16 protein-coding genes are annotated in these 16,589 nt (G+C 53.6%); 4 read left to right on the top strand and 12 right to left on the bottom strand.

All coding sequences use genetic code 11. The annotated features are described in order from the left end of the window. Positions 1-9 precede the first annotated feature (9 nt). Positions 10-531: a flavodoxin FldB gene (gene fldB, locus OGV93_RS22225; protein WP_287110180.1), complete on the top strand. Its 522-nt coding sequence runs from the start codon at positions 10-12 to the stop codon at positions 529-531. 100 nt (positions 532-631) lie between these two features. Here fldB and OGV93_RS22220 read toward each other — a convergent pair whose 3' ends face one another. Together OGV93_RS22220 and sdhE are read right to left on the bottom strand one after the other, a co-directional pair. Continuing rightward, positions 632-1,039 carry a protein YgfX gene (locus OGV93_RS22220; protein ID WP_016154348.1) on the bottom strand — a complete coding sequence of 136 codons (408 nt, stop codon included), beginning with the start codon at positions 1,037-1,039 and terminating at the stop codon, positions 632-634. Beyond that, entirely contained in the window at positions 1,020-1,286 is a 267-nt protein-coding gene (gene sdhE, locus OGV93_RS22215; protein ID WP_016154349.1) for an FAD assembly factor SdhE, read from the bottom strand. The genes OGV93_RS22220 and sdhE overlap by 20 nt, the downstream gene beginning before the upstream one ends. Before the next feature lie 257 nt (positions 1,287-1,543). On the opposite strand from sdhE, the gene ygfZ reads away from it, so the two are divergent. Continuing rightward, positions 1,544-2,524 (top strand): tRNA-modifying protein YgfZ, encoded by a 981-nt coding sequence (gene ygfZ / locus OGV93_RS22210; RefSeq protein WP_016154350.1) that lies wholly within the window; start codon positions 1,544-1,546, stop codon positions 2,522-2,524. A gap of 79 nt (positions 2,525-2,603) precedes the next feature. On the opposite strand, the gene trhA is transcribed toward ygfZ, so the two are convergent. Further along, entirely contained in the window at positions 2,604-3,263 is a 660-nt protein-coding gene (gene trhA / locus OGV93_RS22205; protein WP_016154351.1) for a PAQR family membrane homeostasis protein TrhA, read from the bottom strand. A 163-nt stretch (positions 3,264-3,426) separates the two neighbouring features. Next, positions 3,427-3,738, bottom strand: coding sequence for a N(4)-acetylcytidine aminohydrolase (gene yqfB / locus OGV93_RS22200; RefSeq protein WP_016154352.1), 312 nt, complete (start codon positions 3,736-3,738; stop codon positions 3,427-3,429). 52 nt (positions 3,739-3,790) lie between these two features. Between yqfB and OGV93_RS22195 the strand changes: the two genes are divergently transcribed. Then, a complete protein-coding gene (locus OGV93_RS22195) occupies positions 3,791-4,519 on the top strand; it encodes a MurR/RpiR family transcriptional regulator (RefSeq protein WP_008785744.1) in 729 nt (242 codons plus the stop codon). Between the two features lie 120 nt (positions 4,520-4,639). After that, positions 4,640-6,073 carry a 6-phospho-beta-glucosidase gene (gene bglA, locus OGV93_RS22190; protein ID WP_206164962.1) on the top strand — a complete coding sequence of 478 codons (1,434 nt, stop codon included), beginning with the start codon at positions 4,640-4,642 and terminating at the stop codon, positions 6,071-6,073. Between the two features lie 94 nt (positions 6,074-6,167). Here bglA and OGV93_RS22185 read toward each other — a convergent pair whose 3' ends face one another. From OGV93_RS22185 to OGV93_RS22150, 8 genes are all read right to left on the bottom strand, one after another. Then, positions 6,168-6,911, bottom strand: coding sequence for an SDR family oxidoreductase (locus OGV93_RS22185; RefSeq protein WP_206164963.1), 744 nt, complete (start codon positions 6,909-6,911; stop codon positions 6,168-6,170). A gap of 61 nt (positions 6,912-6,972) precedes the next feature. Beyond that, positions 6,973-9,846: an aminomethyl-transferring glycine dehydrogenase gene (gene gcvP / locus OGV93_RS22180; protein ID WP_095716014.1), complete on the bottom strand. Its 2,874-nt coding sequence runs from the start codon at positions 9,844-9,846 to the stop codon at positions 6,973-6,975. Between the two features lie 176 nt (positions 9,847-10,022). After that, positions 10,023-10,412 (bottom strand): glycine cleavage system protein GcvH, encoded by a 390-nt coding sequence (gene gcvH, locus OGV93_RS22175; protein ID WP_003026965.1) that lies wholly within the window; start codon positions 10,410-10,412, stop codon positions 10,023-10,025. Between the two features lie 25 nt (positions 10,413-10,437). Further along, entirely contained in the window at positions 10,438-11,532 is a 1,095-nt protein-coding gene (gcvT, locus tag OGV93_RS22170) for a glycine cleavage system aminomethyltransferase GcvT (RefSeq protein ID WP_206164964.1), read from the bottom strand. A 452-nt stretch (positions 11,533-11,984) separates the two neighbouring features. After that, entirely contained in the window at positions 11,985-13,187 is a 1,203-nt protein-coding gene (gene ubiI, locus OGV93_RS22165) for an FAD-dependent 2-octaprenylphenol hydroxylase (protein ID WP_016154357.1), read from the bottom strand. A gap of 140 nt (positions 13,188-13,327) precedes the next feature. After that, entirely contained in the window at positions 13,328-14,506 is a 1,179-nt protein-coding gene (gene ubiH, locus OGV93_RS22160) for a 2-octaprenyl-6-methoxyphenyl hydroxylase (RefSeq protein ID WP_019077635.1), read from the bottom strand. After that, entirely contained in the window at positions 14,503-15,828 is a 1,326-nt protein-coding gene (gene pepP, locus OGV93_RS22155; protein ID WP_047357826.1) for a Xaa-Pro aminopeptidase, read from the bottom strand. Before pepP ends, ubiH begins: the two co-directional genes overlap by 4 nt. Positions 15,829-15,852: 24 nt before the next feature. Then, the gene (locus tag OGV93_RS22150) at positions 15,853-16,431 is read right to left on the bottom strand and encodes a YecA/YgfB family protein (protein ID WP_016157420.1); all 579 of its coding nucleotides are present in this window, start codon (positions 16,429-16,431) and stop codon (positions 15,853-15,855) included. Positions 16,432-16,589 lie beyond the last annotated feature (158 nt).

Here is a 16,589-nt window from a genome sequence, read left to right as displayed (position 1 = left end):
GTTTACGTCATGAACATGGGTCTTTTTTACGGTTCCAGCACCTGCTATACCGAAATGGCAGCAGAAAAAATCCGCGATATCCTGGGTCCCGAACTGGTGACACTGCACAACCTCAAAGATGATTCCCCGACCTTAATGGAGCAGTATGACGTGCTCATTTTAGGCATCCCAACCTGGGATTTCGGTGAAATCCAAGAGGACTGGGAAGCGGTCTGGGAGCAACTGGACGACCTCAACCTGGAAGGCAAAATTGTTGCGCTTTACGGTATGGGCGATCAGTTGGGATACGGTGAATGGTTCCTGGATGCGCTGGGTATGCTGCACGATAAACTGGTCACCAAAGGCGTAAAATTTGTTGGTTACTGGCCAACCGAAGGGTATGAATTTACCAGCGATAAGCCCGTCATTGCCGAGGGACAGCTGTTTGTTGGCCTGGCACTGGATGAAACAAACCAGTACGATCTCAGCGATGAACGCATTCAGGCCTGGTGCGAGCAAATCCTTGGTGAAATGGCCGAACACTGGTCCTGATAACCATTTTGCCGGATGTAGGCGTAAACGCCATATCCGGCCTACATGCCGCACCGAACCGTAGACCTTAACGCTGCACGCCATCAGGCATTCATCAGCATTATCCCTGCTTCGCCTGTTGCAGTATTAACCGCCGCAAATCCCGCCACTCCGCGTCATCCATACTGTCTGCCGCCAGCCACAAATGCTGACGTTTTCCGGCATCGGAACGTAAACGCAGCATCATGCCTGTTTTGACCATCCAGGGTGCGCTAGCAATAGTCCACTCTTGCCCTTGCCAGCGCAGACGACCGTCCATCAGCAGCCGAATCTCGCCCTGACAGGCATTGATTCGGCGCTGGCTACGGACGCTATCGAACACCACCAGAGAGAGCAGAACCAGCCATAATGGGGTGTAGCTCAATGGCCAGGGCATCAATAAAATAAATACCGCGACCAGCCCATGAATGAGCAGCGAAAGCCATTGCGCGCGCCATGAAACGCGTAAATCAGATTGCCACTGGACCACGTTCCCGATTCCGTGTCTGGATAAGTCGCACCATCTGCTCTAGCTGAGCATCAGCCGGTTTCCCATGATTCATCAACCAGTTAAATAAGTCTGGATCATCACATTCTAGCAGACGGATAAAGATACGTTTTTCTTCGTCACTTAAGCTGTCATATTCATGTTCGAAAAACGGCATGATCGAGATGTCCAGCTCACGCATACCGCGACGGCATGCCCAATGAATACGTGCTTTGTTGTTAATATCCATGTTCTTCTTCCTGTCTCGCGAAAACGAAGTATCCCGCTATTGTAACGTGTTTTTCCCTCATATTTACGGGAATATCAGCAAACGGAAGCGTGCTCGCCAAATAAAACCACATTAAGTCAAAGGATTCAGCATTTTTGGATGTCTCCTCGCAAAGCTTAATATATGGCACAAATAGCCTGTTTAAACCGCTTGCAATGGGCCATAGCTCTTTTACCATTAGTCATTATCACTGCGTTAAGCAAATCAGGACATTAATTATGGCTTTTATATCTTTTCCTCCTCGCCAGCCTTTCGCGTCAACGCGCTTGCCTCTGACGCTAATGACGCTCGATGAATGGGCGCTCGCCACCATCACCGGTGTCGACAGTGAGAAGTATATTCAGGGTCAGGTCACAGCGGATGTCAGCCAGATGACTGAGCATCAGCACGTGTTGGCAGCACATTGTGACGCCAAAGGTAAAATGTGGAGCAACCTGCGTCTGTTCCGCCAGGGTGACGGTTTTGCATGGCTTGAGCGCCGTAGTCTGCGCGATGCGCAGCTCACCGAACTGAAAAAATATGCGGTCTTCTCGAAGGTGGCGATTGCCCCGGACGACGAGCGCGTACTGCTGGGCGTCGCGGGATTCCAGGCGCGCGCAGCGCTGGCCAATCTCTTTAGCGAATTACCAAACAGCGATAAGCAGGTCATTACTGAAGGTTCTTCCACCATATTGTGGTTCGAACATCCCGCTGAGCGTTTCCTGCTGATCGTTGATGTTGCAACGGCGGAAACCCTGGTAGAGAAGCTGCGCGGTGAAGCGGAGTTAAATAACAGCCAACAGTGGCTGGCGCTGGATATCGAAGCAGGTATTCCGGTGATTGATACTGCCAACAGCGCACAGTTTATTCCGCAAGCCACCAATCTGCAGGCTCTGGGCGGGATCAGCTTTAAAAAAGGCTGCTATACCGGTCAGGAAATGGTTGCTCGCGCAAAATTCCGCGGAGCCAACAAACGTGCCATGTGGACGCTGGCAGGTGCGGCCAGTCGGGTACCGGAAGCAGGTGAAGACCTGGAGCTGAAAATGGGTGAGAACTGGCGTCGTACCGGCACCGTACTCGCCGCGGTGCAACTGGCGGATGGACAGGTACTGGTGCAGGTTGTGATGAATAACGACATGGAAGCCGACAGCGTGTTCCGCGTTCGTGACGACGCGAAAACGCTGCATATCGTACCGCTGCCTTATTCGCTGGAAGAGTAAATCGCCGGGTGGTGACTTTATCTTACCGGGTCGCGCGTTTTAAAGACCCGGTAAGCACAGCACTGCTGGGTAATGATAATTACGCCTGCCCCACGTACAGGTAGATCGCCAGGAAATGGCAAACGCTGCCACCCAGCACAAAGCCGTGCCAGATCGCATGGTTGTATGGAATGCGCTTACAGACGTAGAAAATAACGCCCAGCGAATACACCACACCACCAACTGCCAGCAACGTCACACCACCCACCGCCAGCTTAACCGCCAGTTGATACACCACAATCAGCGATAGCCAGCCCATCGCCAGGTAGGTTACCAGCGACAGGACCTTAAACCGGTGCGCAATGGTCAGTTTGAATAAAATACCGAGCAGCGCCAGGCTCCAGATAACAATCATCAGTCCACGTGCCAGCGGCGAATCCAGCCCCACCAGCAGAAATGGCGTGTAGGTCCCGGCAATCAGCAGATAAATCGCGCAGTGGTCGAACTTTTTCAGCCAGACTTTCGCTCTTTGATGGGGGATCGCGTGATATAAAGTTGAGGCGAGGAACAGCAGGATCATGCTGCCGCCATACAGGCTATAGCTGGTTATCGCCATGGCGCTGGCGTTGGTATCCACTGCCTGAACCAGCAACAATACCAGTCCGACAATCCCAAACACCAGCCCGATACCGTGACTGATGCTATTGGCTATTTCCTCTGCCAGCGAATATCCCTGCGCAATTAATGGCTTCTGAACCATATTTTACTCCCGAGAAACGAACACTATCGTGATTGCTCCTCTAGCGTAACTGAGAATGGTTCCAGTGAACACATGTTAGCTAAAATATTTGCCAACTAAATAATAATCAATAAAAATCATGACATTATATTTTAATATTCAGCTAACAGGCGTACCGTTAAAATCAAAGACATTTAAAATCAATCACATAAAATTGTGTTTGATCCGGGTAAATCTCGGCAATCACGTGTTTAAGTTCTTCTAGCGTCATGTTTTCCTGGCGAGCATGTTTCTCCGTCAGCGTATCCAGCGTGACGGTTGAGGTGCCAACAACCTCAATCGTGCAGAAGTACCCCTCATCTTCGAAGCGCCCAACCCGTAGAATGTCACCGGCTTTGAAGTGTGATTCGGACTCGTCACGAATCGTAATGGTTTTGCGTCCGGCCAGAATGTCATCCTGGAAACGCTGAAAAAAAGTGATGTCATTTGGCTGCATGTTATTATTCCCTGTAGATGAAGTCTGATGAGTGAGTTTTGCCATTGTGAGTATGTTCTCCCACGCTGCCATCGCCAGTCTCAACAATCTTGAGATGCTGGTCTACAACTATGTCATCAAAAACCGTGACAAAGTCATGTACATGACCATTCGCGAACTGGCGGATGCCGTGGGCGTTTCCACCACCACCGTACTGCGCTTTTGCCGCAAGCTTAAGTGTGAAGGTTACTCAGAATTTCGCGTACGCTTCAAATTATATTTAGAGCAGAATGAACCGCAACAGGCTAATTTCGGTGCCAGCGAAATTATCAGCTTCTTTAAAGGCGTCAATAACGACGAGTTCGACAATTTACTCGATCAGGCTGTTGATATTATATTATCTTCCGAGCGTATTATATTCGTCGGGGCGGGAACATCTGGAGCTCTGGCAAAATATGGCGCTCGTTTTTTCTCAAACGTCGGAAAATTCAGTAACCACATCGATGACCCTTATTTCCCGGTAACTAATGATATGGCCAGAAACGCGCTGGCGATCGTACTTTCCGTTTCTGGAGAAACCGAAGAGATCCTACGCTTTGCCAGCCAGTTCAGCCTGCATAACTGTAAGGTTCTGTCGGTCACCAGCCATGAACATTCGCGCCTCGCGAAACTTGCCGACTTTAATCTCTCCTGGCACGTTCCACAGACACGCATTGCCGGGGTATACGATATAACCACGCAGATCCCCGTTATTTATATTCTGGAATCACTCGGTCGCAAGCTGGCGAAAAGAATAGCGTAAAAAAACAATATGTTTTTTTGATGTAACAAATCACATTAACGCTATTTTGTTATATCGTGACATTTATCTTTCCTTTGTTAGACTCAAAATCAGATTGTATTAATTTGAGACTGAGCGCAGATGAAAAAACTTACCTTACCAAACGATTTTTTATGGGGCGGCGCGGTTGCGGCGCATCAGGTTGAAGGCGGCTGGAATAAAGGTGGCAAAGGGCCCAGCATTTGCGACGTACTGACCGGGGGGGCACACGGCGTTCCGCGAGAAATCACTCAGGACGTCGTGCCAGGTAAGTACTACCCCAACCACGAAGCCGTCGATTTTTACGGTCATTACAAAGAAGACATTAAGCTGTTTGCCGAGATGGGCTTCAAATGCTTCCGTACGTCAATTGCCTGGACCCGTATCTTCCCCAAAGGGGACGAAACCCAGCCAAACGAAGAAGGGCTAAAATTCTACGACGACATGTTTGATGAACTGCTGAAGTACAATATCGAACCGGTCATCACCCTTTCCCACTTCGAAATGCCGCTACACCTGGTTCAACAGTACGGTAGCTGGACCAATCGTAAAGTCGTCGATTTCTTTGTCCGTTTTGCTGAAGTGGTCTTTGAGCGCTACAAGCACAAGGTCAAATACTGGATGACCTTCAACGAGATCAACAACCAGCGTAACTGGCGTGCACCGCTGTTTGGCTATTGCTGCTCCGGCGTGGTGTATACCGAGCATGAAAACCCGGAAGAGACTATGTACCAGGTGCTGCACCACCAGTTCGTGGCCAGCGCTCTGGCGGTGAAAGCCGCACGTCGCATCAACCCTGAAATGAAAGTCGGCTGCATGCTGGCAATGGTCCCGCTATACCCGTACTCCTGTAAGCCTGAAGATGTGATGTTCGCGCAGGAATCGATGCGTGAACGCTATGTATTCACCGACGTTCAACTGCGCGGCTACTATCCATCTTATGTACTGAACGAGTGGGAGCGCCGCGAATTCAATATTCGAATGGAAGCTGGTGATGAACAAATCCTGCGTGAAGGTACCTGCGACTATCTCGGATTTAGCTACTACATGACCAACGCGGTAAAAGCGGAAGGTGGTAGCGGCGATGCAATTTCCGGTTTTGAGGGCAGCGTGCCGAACCCGCACGTCAAAGCATCCGACTGGGGCTGGCAGATTGATCCGGTCGGCCTGCGTTTCGCCTTGTGCGAACTGTACGAGCGTTATCAGAAGCCATTGTTTATCGTTGAAAATGGATTTGGCGCTTACGACAAAGTGGAAGAAGACGGCAGCATCAACGACGACTACCGCATCGACTATCTGCGCGCCCACGTCGAAGAGATGATGAAAGCGGTAACGTATGACGGCGTAGATCTGATGGGCTACACGCCGTGGGGCTGCATCGACTGCGTCTCGTTCACCACCGGCCAGTACAGCAAACGCTACGGTTTTATCTACGTGAACAAACACGACGACGGCACCGGCGATATGTCGCGTTCGCGTAAGAAAAGTTTTGAGTGGTATAAAGCGGTGATTGCCAGCAACGGCGAGAATCTGTAATTTTTTGCCGGATGGCGCTGCGCTTATCCGGTTTACGGGAACTGAACCTGTAGACCAGAGCAGACATTTACGCCGCCATCCGGCAAGCAACGCATTACTTCCCGCCGGCCAGCTCCAAAAAACTGCCCGTGACGTAAGACGCCTTCTCACTCAGCAGCCAGGTTATCGCCTGCGCGACCTCTTCCGGCTGTCCGCCGCGCTGCATAGGCAACATGGATTTCACGCGATCCACCCTTCCCGGCTCACCGCCTGACGCATGCATTTCCGTGTAGATAAGACCGGGTCGCACGCAGTTCACGCGTATCCCCTGCGCCGCAACCTCCAACGCGAGGCCGGTGGTAAGCGTGTCCACCGCACCTTTTGAGGCTGCATAATCAACGTATTCGAACGGGGCGCCAAGCCGTGACGCCGCCGAAGAGACATTCACAATCGCCCCGCCCTGACCGCCGTGCTTAAACGACATACGCTTTACCGCTTCCCGACAACACAGAAAATAGCCGGTAACATTAGTCGCCAGGACGCGATTAATACGCTCAGCGGTTAGGCTTTCCACCGTGCTCTGTTCAAACAAAATCCCGGCATTGTTCACCAGAGCAGTCAGCGGCTCACCCTCGCGGTCAATGGACTCAAACATCGCCCAGACCTGGCTTTCATCGCTGATATCTGCCCGCAGAGCAAACGCCTTTCCTCCCGCAGCGGCGATATTGTTCACCACCTCCGTTGCCGCACGAATATTGTGATGAAAGTTAACGGCGACCGTGTAACCCTCTAGCGCTAACTGCAGCGCGGTTGCCCGGCCAATACCGCGACTGCCCCCCGTAACCAGTGCTATAGCCATCACTATTCTCCCCAAAAATAAAGGCGCCGAAGCGCCTTTAAAAGATAGCTGAATCAGTCGATTACTGATAATCGCTCAGCGGCACGCAGGAGCAGAACAGGTTACGGTCACCGTAAACGTCATCAAGGCGTTTCACGGTCGGCCAGTATTTGTTCGCTACGCCCGCCGGGAAGACGGCGATTTCGCGGCTGTAACCGTGATTCCACTCCGCGACCAGCTCATTTTGCGTGTGCGGGGAGTTAACCAGCGGGTTATCTGTAAGCGACCATTCACCGGCTTTCACGCGATCGATCTCAGCGCGGATTGCCAGCATCGCATTGATAAAGCGATCCAGTTCCACTTTGCTTTCCGATTCAGTCGGTTCCACCATCAGCGTACCCGCTACCGGGAACGACATGGTCGGCGCGTGGAAACCGTAATCGATCAGACGCTTGGCAATATCCAGTTCGCTGATGCCGGTCTCTTCTTTCAGTGGGCGAATGTCGAGAATACATTCATGTGCCACGCGACCATCGCGACCGGTATACAGCACCGGATAGGCATCTTTCAGACGGCTGGCAATGTAGTTAGCGTTCAGGATCGCCACCTGGCTTGCCTGCTTCAGACCTTCTGCGCCCATCATACGGATGTACATCCAGCTGATCGGCAGAATGGATGCGCTACCGAACGGTGCTGCAGAAACCGCGCCCTGACGGGTGAGCATCCCTTCAATCTGTACTACGCTATGACCCGGTACGAACGGCGCCAGATGCGATTTAACACCGATTGGTCCCATACCAGGGCCGCCGCCGCCGTGCGGAATGCAGAATGTTTTATGCAGGTTAAGGTGTGAGACATCGGCACCGATAAAGCCCGGTGTGGTGATCCCAACCTGAGCATTCATGTTCGCGCCATCAAGATAAACCTGTCCTCCAAACTGGTGCACAACGTCGCACACTTCACGGATCGTTTCTTCATACACGCCATGAGTAGAGGGATAGGTCACCATGATGCAGGAGAGATTTTCACCCGCCTGCGCCGCTTTTTCACGCAGATCGCCAAGATCGATGTTGCCATTCTTATCACAGGCGACAACCACTACCTGCATACCCGCCATCTGTGCGGAGGCCGGGTTGGTACCGTGGGCAGAGGCCGGGATCAGACAGATATCGCGATGGCCTTCGTTACGGCTTTCGTGATAATGGCGAATCGCCAGCAGACCCGCATACTCGCCCTGTGCGCCGGAGTTCGGCTGCATGCAGACTGCGTCATAACCGGTCAGTTTTACCAGCCATTCGGAAAGCTGGCCGATCATCTGGTGATAACCTTCTGCCTGCTCTGGCGGGCAGAACGGATGCAGTTCAGCGAATTCCGGCCAAGTGATAGGGATCATCTCGGCGGCAGCGTTCAGCTTCATGGTGCAAGATCCCAGCGGGATCATTGCCTGGTTCAGGGCCAGATCTTTGCGCTCCAGCGAGTGCATGTAACGCATCATCTCGGTTTCGCTGTGATAGCGATTAAACACTGGATGGCTGAGGATCGCATCGTCACGCAGCATGCTGTCCTGAATGGAACGGCTGTCGAGCGCCACGTCTTTGTCCAGCGTATCGATGTTCAGACCGTGGCTGTCTCCCAGCAGAACATTGAACAACTGCACCACGTTTTCACGGGTGGTGGTTTCATCGAGCGTAATACCTACCGCGTTATGGATATCGCTACGCAGGTTGATTTCTGCCGCTTCAGCACGCGCCAGTACCGCAGCCTTATCGGCCACTTCAACACACAAAGTGTCAAAGTAGTGCGCATGACGCAGCTTCAATCCTTTCTGTTGCAGACCGGCTGCCAGAATATCGGTCAAACGATGGATGCGATTAGCGATACGTTTCAGGCCAACCGGGCCATGATAAACGGCATACAGGCTGGCGATGTTGGCCAGCAGAACCTGCGAGGTACAAATGTTGGAGTTCGCTTTCTCGCGGCGGATATGCTGTTCGCGAGTCTGCATCGCCATGCGCAGGGCGGTATTACCCGCTGCATCTTTGGAGACGCCGATAATACGGCCTGGCATGGAGCGTTTGAATTCGTCTTTAGCGGCAAAGAATGCCGCGTGCGGGCCGCCGTAGCCCATCGGTACGCCGAAGCGTTGCGCAGAGCCGAAAACGATATCCGCGCCCTGTTTGCCCGGTGCAGTCAGCAGTACCAGCGCCATAAAGTCGGCAGCGACGCTGACCACTATTTTACGGGATTTCAGCTCAGCCATCAGGGCGCTGTAGTCGTGCACTTCACCGGTGGTGCCAACCTGCTGCAACAGCACGCCGAACACATCCTGATGATCCAATGCTTTTGCCGCGTCATCAACAATGACGTCAAAACCAAAAGTTTGCGCACGAGTACGCACTACGTCCAGCGTTTGCGGATGAACATCAGCCGCCACAAAGAAACGGTTGGCGTTTTTCAGTTTGCTGACGCGTTTGGCCATCGCCATGGCTTCAGCTGCAGCAGTAGCTTCATCCAGCAGAGAAGCGGAAGCCATGTCCAGGCCGGTCAGGTCCAGCGTCACCTGCTGGAAGTTCAGCAATGCTTCCAGACGGCCCTGGGAGACTTCCGGTTGATACGGGGTGTAGGCGGTGTACCAACCCGGGTTTTCCAGCATGTTACGCAGGATAACCGGTGGCAGCTGCACGGCGGTGTAGCCCATGCCAATGTAGGACGTGAAGCGCTTGTTACGCCCGGCGATGGCTTTTAATTCAGCCAGCGCAGCGTATTCGGTCGCCGCCTCGCCCACCTGTGGCGGGGTTGCGAGCTGAATGTCTTTCGGCACAATCTGGCCGATCAGCGCGTTTAACGACTCGGCGCCAACCGCATTCAGCATCTCTTGCTGCTGCGCGGCGTCCGGTCCGATGTGGCGTTCAATGAAAGCGCCGCTATTTTCAAGCTGGCTTAACGTCTGTGTCATGGGCGATGGTTCCTGAAACGTGCAGTGAATCGTAGGTGTCTCTACTTACCTGAATACGCAAAAAATTCGCGTTGCAGGAAGGCGGCGACGCAGCACATCCCCAGGAACTTACATCAGTAAGTAACTGAGGTGTGCAAGAAAGCCAACACACCTGCAACGTGAAGAATGAAGCGTATTTATTCGTCTTCTAACAAAGCTTCATATGCAGTCGCATCCAGCAGCGATTCAATTTCGCTTTCATCGCTGGCTTTGATTTTGAAGATCCAGCCCCCTGCATACGGCTCGCTGTTGACCAGTTCCGGGGAGTCGCTGAGCGCGTCGTTAACCGCAACAATCTCACCGCCTACTGGCGCATAAATATCGGATGCCGCTTTTACGGATTCCGCAACGGCGCAGTCATCGCCCGCGCTGACGGTTGCGCCAACTTCGGGCAGGTCAACGAAAACCATGTCACCTAACAGCTCCTGAGCATGTTCGGTGATCCCAACGGTGTAAGAGCCGTCAGCTTCTTTGCGCAGCCATTCGTGTTCTTTGCTGTATTTCAGTTCTGCAGGTACGTTGCTCATCAATCAATCTCCAAAAAAGGATGAATTACGCGACGGCTTTGCCGTTACGCACAAAAACAGGTTTAGTCACTTTTACCGGCATTTCGCGGTTACGGATCTGTACGATCGCATTCTCACCAATACCCGCAGGGACACGCGCCAGCGCGATGCTGTAACCCAGGGTTGGGGAGAATGTCCCGCTGGTGATAATGCCTTCCTGCTGATTGCCGGAAGCATCAGTGAAACGCACCGGCAGTTCATTACGCAGTACGCCTTTCTCGGTCATCACCAGTCCAACCAACTGTTCGTGGCCTTTTTCACGCTGCATTTCCAGCGCTTCCCGACCGATAAAGTCGCGGTCAGTCGGTTCCCACGCGATGGTCCAGCCCATGTTGGCCGCCAGCGGAGAAATGGCTTCGTCCATCTCCTGACCGTACAGGTTCATGCCGGCTTCCAGACGCAGCGTGTCGCGCGCGCCAAGACCGCAAGGTTTGACACCTGCTTGTACCAGCGCACGCCAGAAGTCTGCCGCCTTTTCACTCGGCATAGCAATTTCATAGCCTGCTTCGCCGGTATAACCGGTGGTTGCGATAAACAAATCACCCGCCTGAACGCCGAAGAACGGCTTCATGCCTTCTACCGCCTGACGCTGCTCGTCAGTAAACAATGTGGCTGCTTTTTCCTGCGCGTTTGGACCCTGCACCGCAATCAGCGACAGATCGTCTCGAACGGTGATGTCGATGGCGTAATGTTCAGCGTGTTGGGTAATCCAGGAGAGGTCTTTTTCGCGGGTGGCGGAGTTTACAACGAGGCGGAAGAAATCTTCAGTGAAGTAGTAGACAATCAGGTCATCTATCACGCCGCCCGAAGCGTTGAGCATACCGGAGTAGAGGGCTTTACCCGTCTTCGTTAGCTTCGCGACGTCGTTTGCCAGCAGATAACGCAAGAACTCCCGGGTGCGGCTACCGCGCAGGTCGACGATGGTCATATGTGACACATCAAACATTCCGGCATCGGTGCGAACAGCATGGTGTTCATCAAGCTGAGAACCGTAATGCAGTGGCATCATCCAGCCATGGAAATCTACCATGCGCGCGCCACATAGCGTGTGTTGTTCGTACAAAGGAGTCTGTTGAGCCATCTTTTCCTCGTTGAATAAGCGGGGCTACCAACTCTTTCGCGGTGAAATTTTCGCCACGAAACCCAGCACCGCAGCCGCTCCAGGGGCCACGACGCAAACGTTCTCTTTGTCCTGAACTTACCACCGAAACAGACGCTAAACCATAAGGCAAAATTAACCATCACATTAGCTTATGGCCAAAAACAGCAAAATCACCGACAGAACAAAAGTCCATCCATACGGCAAATAATCAGAATAAAAAATAAATACAAGCTGGAATTAACAGCACCAACCAACATTAAATGTGGAAAAATTGTCAAAAATGGCGTTATGAAAAAAACGTAATATTAAAAAAACTAATGCGAAAAAAGGCGTGGAATTAGATTATTTCAAATGAGAGAAGCACCCCGACGCGCAGGCCGGGAGTGGAAAGTGTGACGGGTCTCAAACTCTTAAGATTGTCCTTACGGACGCTAGCGTAACCACTCAGGAAGATCGTTCAGTCCCATCGCCTGGCGGATGAGCTGTGGTTTTACGCCTGGCAGGGTATCGGCCAGTTTCAGACCAATATCACGCAGCAGTTTTTTCGCCGGATTCTCGCCTGCAAACAGTTCACGAAAGCCCTGCATACCGGCCAGCATCATCGCTGCGCTGTGCTTACGGCTGCGCTCGTAGCGACGCAAATAGAGATACTGACCAATATCTTTGCCCTGACGCTGGAGCCGCTTCAGCTCATCGATCAGCTCCGCCGCATCCATAAATCCAAGGTTAACCCCCTGACCCGCCAGCGGGTGGATGGTATGCGCCGCATCCCCCACCAGCGCCAGACGATGAGCAGCGAACTGACGGGCATAGCGTCCCGTCAGCGGAAACGCCTGACGCTCGCTTTCAAGGCTGCACAGCCCCAGGCGATTATCAAAAGCGATATTCAGCGCCTGATTAAACTCGTCAACGCTTGCCTGCTGCATGCGTTCTGCTTCTTGCGGCGAAAGCGACCAGACGATAGAGCACAGGTGCGGGTCACTGAGCGGCAGGAACGCCAGGATCCCCTCACCGTGAAACGCCTGCCGCGCAACCGCGCCGTGAGCTTCCTGCGTACGGATAGTCGCCACCAGCGCATGATGACGGTAATCCCAGAAAGTGAGCGGAATATCCGCTTTGTTGCGCAGCCAGGAGTTAGCGCCATCGGCGCCGACCACCAGGCGAGCTGTCAGCATTGCGCCATCTTTCAGGGACAGAAATGCCTCATTCTCACCCCAGGCTACCTGCTGTAACTCAGCGGGCGCCATCAGCGTAATGTCCGCTGAACGCTGCGCTTTTTGCCAGAGTGCGTAATGGATCTCTGAGTTTTCAACGATGTGGCCTAAATGGCTGTAGCCCATGCTCTGGTCATCAAACGCAATACGCCCAAAGCTGTCTTTGTCCCAGACTTCCATGCCGTGGTAGCAACAAGCGCGACGGGCAACAATGTCGGACCAGACGCCCAGTCGGCTAAGCAGTTTTTCACTGGCGGCATTAATGGCCGATACGCGAAGCTGGGGAGGTGCATCCGCCGCCAAAGGCTGCGGAACATGTTGTTCTAACACCGCAACGCGCAACCCGCTGCCCTGCAAGCCGCAGGCAACCGCCAGTCCCACCATGCCGCCACCAACAATTGCTACATCAACACTTTGCACTGTTTGCTCCTGAAAATAGGACAATCAAAAACCGTAGGCCGGATAAGGCAAAGCCGCCATCCGACATTACTTCCGCGACATTGCCTGATGGCGCTGCGCTAATCAGCGCCTGCTTTTTTAATTCGGCCTACAGGTTATATCTATCGCGCAACCCAACCGAGGGTCCGCTCCGCCAACGCATCGCGCGCAGGCGTGAATAATTCCATCGCCATCAGCCCGACATTACGCCCAACGACCAGCGGGGCCCAGCGATTGGCAAACAAATACACCAAATTGTTGGTCACACCAATCGTCGTTTCGCGATCGCGTTCGCGGCGCTGCTGATAGTGTGCCAGCACCGCATAATCACCGATATCTTCCGCGCAATTTTGCGCCTGCGTCAACGTCTCAGCCAGGCTCATCACGTCGCGCAGACCAAGGTTGAAACCTTGTCCGGCAATGGGATGCAGCGTCTGTGCTGCGTTCCCCACCAGCACAGTACGATGGGTAATGGCTTTTTGCGCCGAGGTTAATGAAAGCGGATAAGCGTTGCGTTTACCGGCCTGGGTAATACGCCCCAACCGCCAGCCAAACGCAGTTTGCAGTTCGCGGCAAAATTGTTCGTCGGACCAGGCCATAATCTCATCCCGCCGCTCCAGCGGATGGCACCATACCAGCGAGCAGCGACCATCAGACATCGGTAGCATTGCCAGAGGACCATATTGCGTAAAACGTTCAAACGCTCGCCCGTCATGCGCAACGGAGGTCGTGACGTTGGCAATCACCGCCAGTTGTTCATAGGGTTGTTGCTGCCAGTCAACGCCGCAGGCGGTAGCCAGTGCGGAGCGCGTGCCATCGGCGGCCACCAACAGGCGACCATTGATCATCTCGCCATTTTCCAGCGTTACCTCAACGCGTTCCTGCGTGCGTGACACGCTGGCTACACGGTCGGGGCAGTGCAGCGTGATGCCCGGCGCTTTACGCAGCAGCGCAAACAAACGCAGCCCGACATCGTGCAGTTCCACCACCTGACCCAGCGCCGGAATACGGTATTCCTGCGCATCCAGCGTCACAAATCCGGCATGGCCGCGATCGCTGACGTGAACCGTTTTGATCGCCGTTGCGCAATCGGCAATCGCCTGCCATACGCCAATTCGCGCCAGCTGTTGGCAGGTCCCTGCCGCAAGCGCGATCGCCCGGGCGTCAAACCCTGGATGGCGGTCAGTTTCAGGTTCGCTCGCTTCTATCAGGTGAACAGGCAGAGTCCCGTGGCTGAGCTGAGAAATGGCCAGCGCCAGCGTCGCACCGACCATACCACCACCAACGATAATCACGCTCATTGCAGTCGCGCCGCAGCCATTAAGGCTTCAATGTCATCCGCTTTCTTCACCACGCTGGCGGTCAGGTTCTCATTGCCGTCCTCGGTGATGAGGATGTCATCTTCAATACGAATGCCGATACCACGATAAGCAGGCGGCACATCGGCGTCCGGCGCGATATACAGCCCCGGTTCGACAGTGAGTACCATTCCTGGCTCGAGAATACGTGAGCGGTCCTGACCATAAACGCCAACGTCGTGCACATCCAGTCCCAGCCAATGGCTAAGACCATGCATAAAGAATGGGCGATGCGCATTTTCGGTAATCAGTTGGTCGATCTCGCCGTGCAAAATGCCAAGCCTCACCAGACCCGTAATCATGATGCGCACCACTTCGCCGGTGACTTCCTGGATGGACGTCCCCGGGCGATACAGGCGCAGGCTGGTCTCTAATGACTCCAGTACGATGTCGTAGATTTCACGCTGAGCAGGGGAAAATTTGCCGTTTACCGGGAAGGTACGCGTAATGTCGCCCGCATAACCTTTGTATTCACACCCGGCGTCAATCAACACCAGATCGCCATCGCGCATTTCACTTTCATTTTCGGTGTAATGGAGAATACAGCCGTTTTCGCCGCTGCCGACAATCGTGTTATAGGATGGGTAACGCGCGCCATGGCGAGTAAACTCGTGGTGAATCTCCCCTTCCAACTGGTATTCAAACATTCCCGGACGGCATTTTTCCATCGCGCGGGTATGCGCCAGCGCACTGATCTCTCCGGCACGGCGCATGACCGCAATTTCTTCTGCTGATTTGAACAGGCGCATTTCATGCACCATTGGACGCCAGTCGATGATCGCGGCGGGTGCGTGCAGATTTTGTCTGGAGCCTTTACGCAGTTTATCCAACGCCGTGCACACAATCTCGTCTGCCCAAGCATATTCGCCCTGTGCGTGGTACACCGCGTCCAGGCCATTGAGCAACAGGTGCAGCTGTTGGTTGATTTCACTGAAGGCCAGCGCCCGGTCAACGCCGAGTTTTGCCGGTGCGGCATCCTGGCCCAGACGGCGGCCAAACCAGATCTCCGCCGTCAGATCGCGAACCCGATTAAACAAAACGCTGTGGTTATGAGTGTCATCACTTTTAATCAGCACCAGCACGGCTTCCGGTTCGTTAAAACCGGTGAAGTACCAGAAATCACTGCTTTGGCGGTACGGGTATTCACTGTCCGCGCTGCGCGTCGCTTCAGGCGCGGCAAAAATCAGCGCGGCGCTGCCGGGCTGCATTTGTGCCAGTAAAGCCTGGCGACGACGCTGGAATTCTTGCTGAGATATCTCGCTCATCACACTCTCCTTTGCGTTTCGTTCTTAGTGCAGAGTCGGTTTACGGACTTCCGGCGCGGTCGGCTGCTGACGCGTAAACGTGTCATGACACAGCAAGGCGGCTACGCGCACGTATTCGATAATCTCTTCGAGCGACATTTCCAGCTCTTCCTGATCTTCGTCTTCGTCATATCCCAACTGAGCGATATTGCGCAGGTCGTCAATCGCTTCACCGGTTTCACCGGTCACTTTGTCGAGCTTTGGCTGCGTAACGCCAAGGCCCAGCAAAAAGTGGTTTACCCACCCCGCCAGCGCATCGGCACGATCAAACACGCTAACGTCGTCGCCTTCAGGCAGATAAAGCTGAAAAAGGAAGCCGTCGTCCTCGAGGGCATCGCTGGTGGCAGAGTGCATTTTCATCAGTGCCTGAGCCAGCTCGTGACCGAAGGCCAGACCTTCGTTCGTCAGGTCGTGCAGCAGCGGCTGCCATGAGCTGTCGTTGTTGCCGCCGCAAATCATCCCGCTGATCAAGCCGTGCATTTCGGCCGGGGTTAATCCAGCCCCTTGTTGGTTCAAAAACTGGCTAACGTCGTTGTAGCCAGGCATTTCGTTCTGTATAGACATAAGCATTCGTCATCAAAGGGAGGAATATTCATGGTATGCTACCACTTTGGGCCCTGGTGGACCAGAAAAGGGCTTGTATCTTGATACCAGGGTAGCTATAGTGTCGCCCCTTCGCGGACCCAAGGTCTGGAGACGAAGGCAGCGCAGTCAATCAGCAG

Source organism: Citrobacter sp. Cb031 (assembly GCF_030336725.1).
In the GTDB taxonomy this organism is placed as follows: Bacteria; Pseudomonadota; Gammaproteobacteria; order Enterobacterales; family Enterobacteriaceae; genus Citrobacter; species Citrobacter braakii.
The sequence above is the reverse complement of the archived record's forward strand: the minus strand, read 5'-3'. Positions and strand labels throughout refer to the sequence as shown.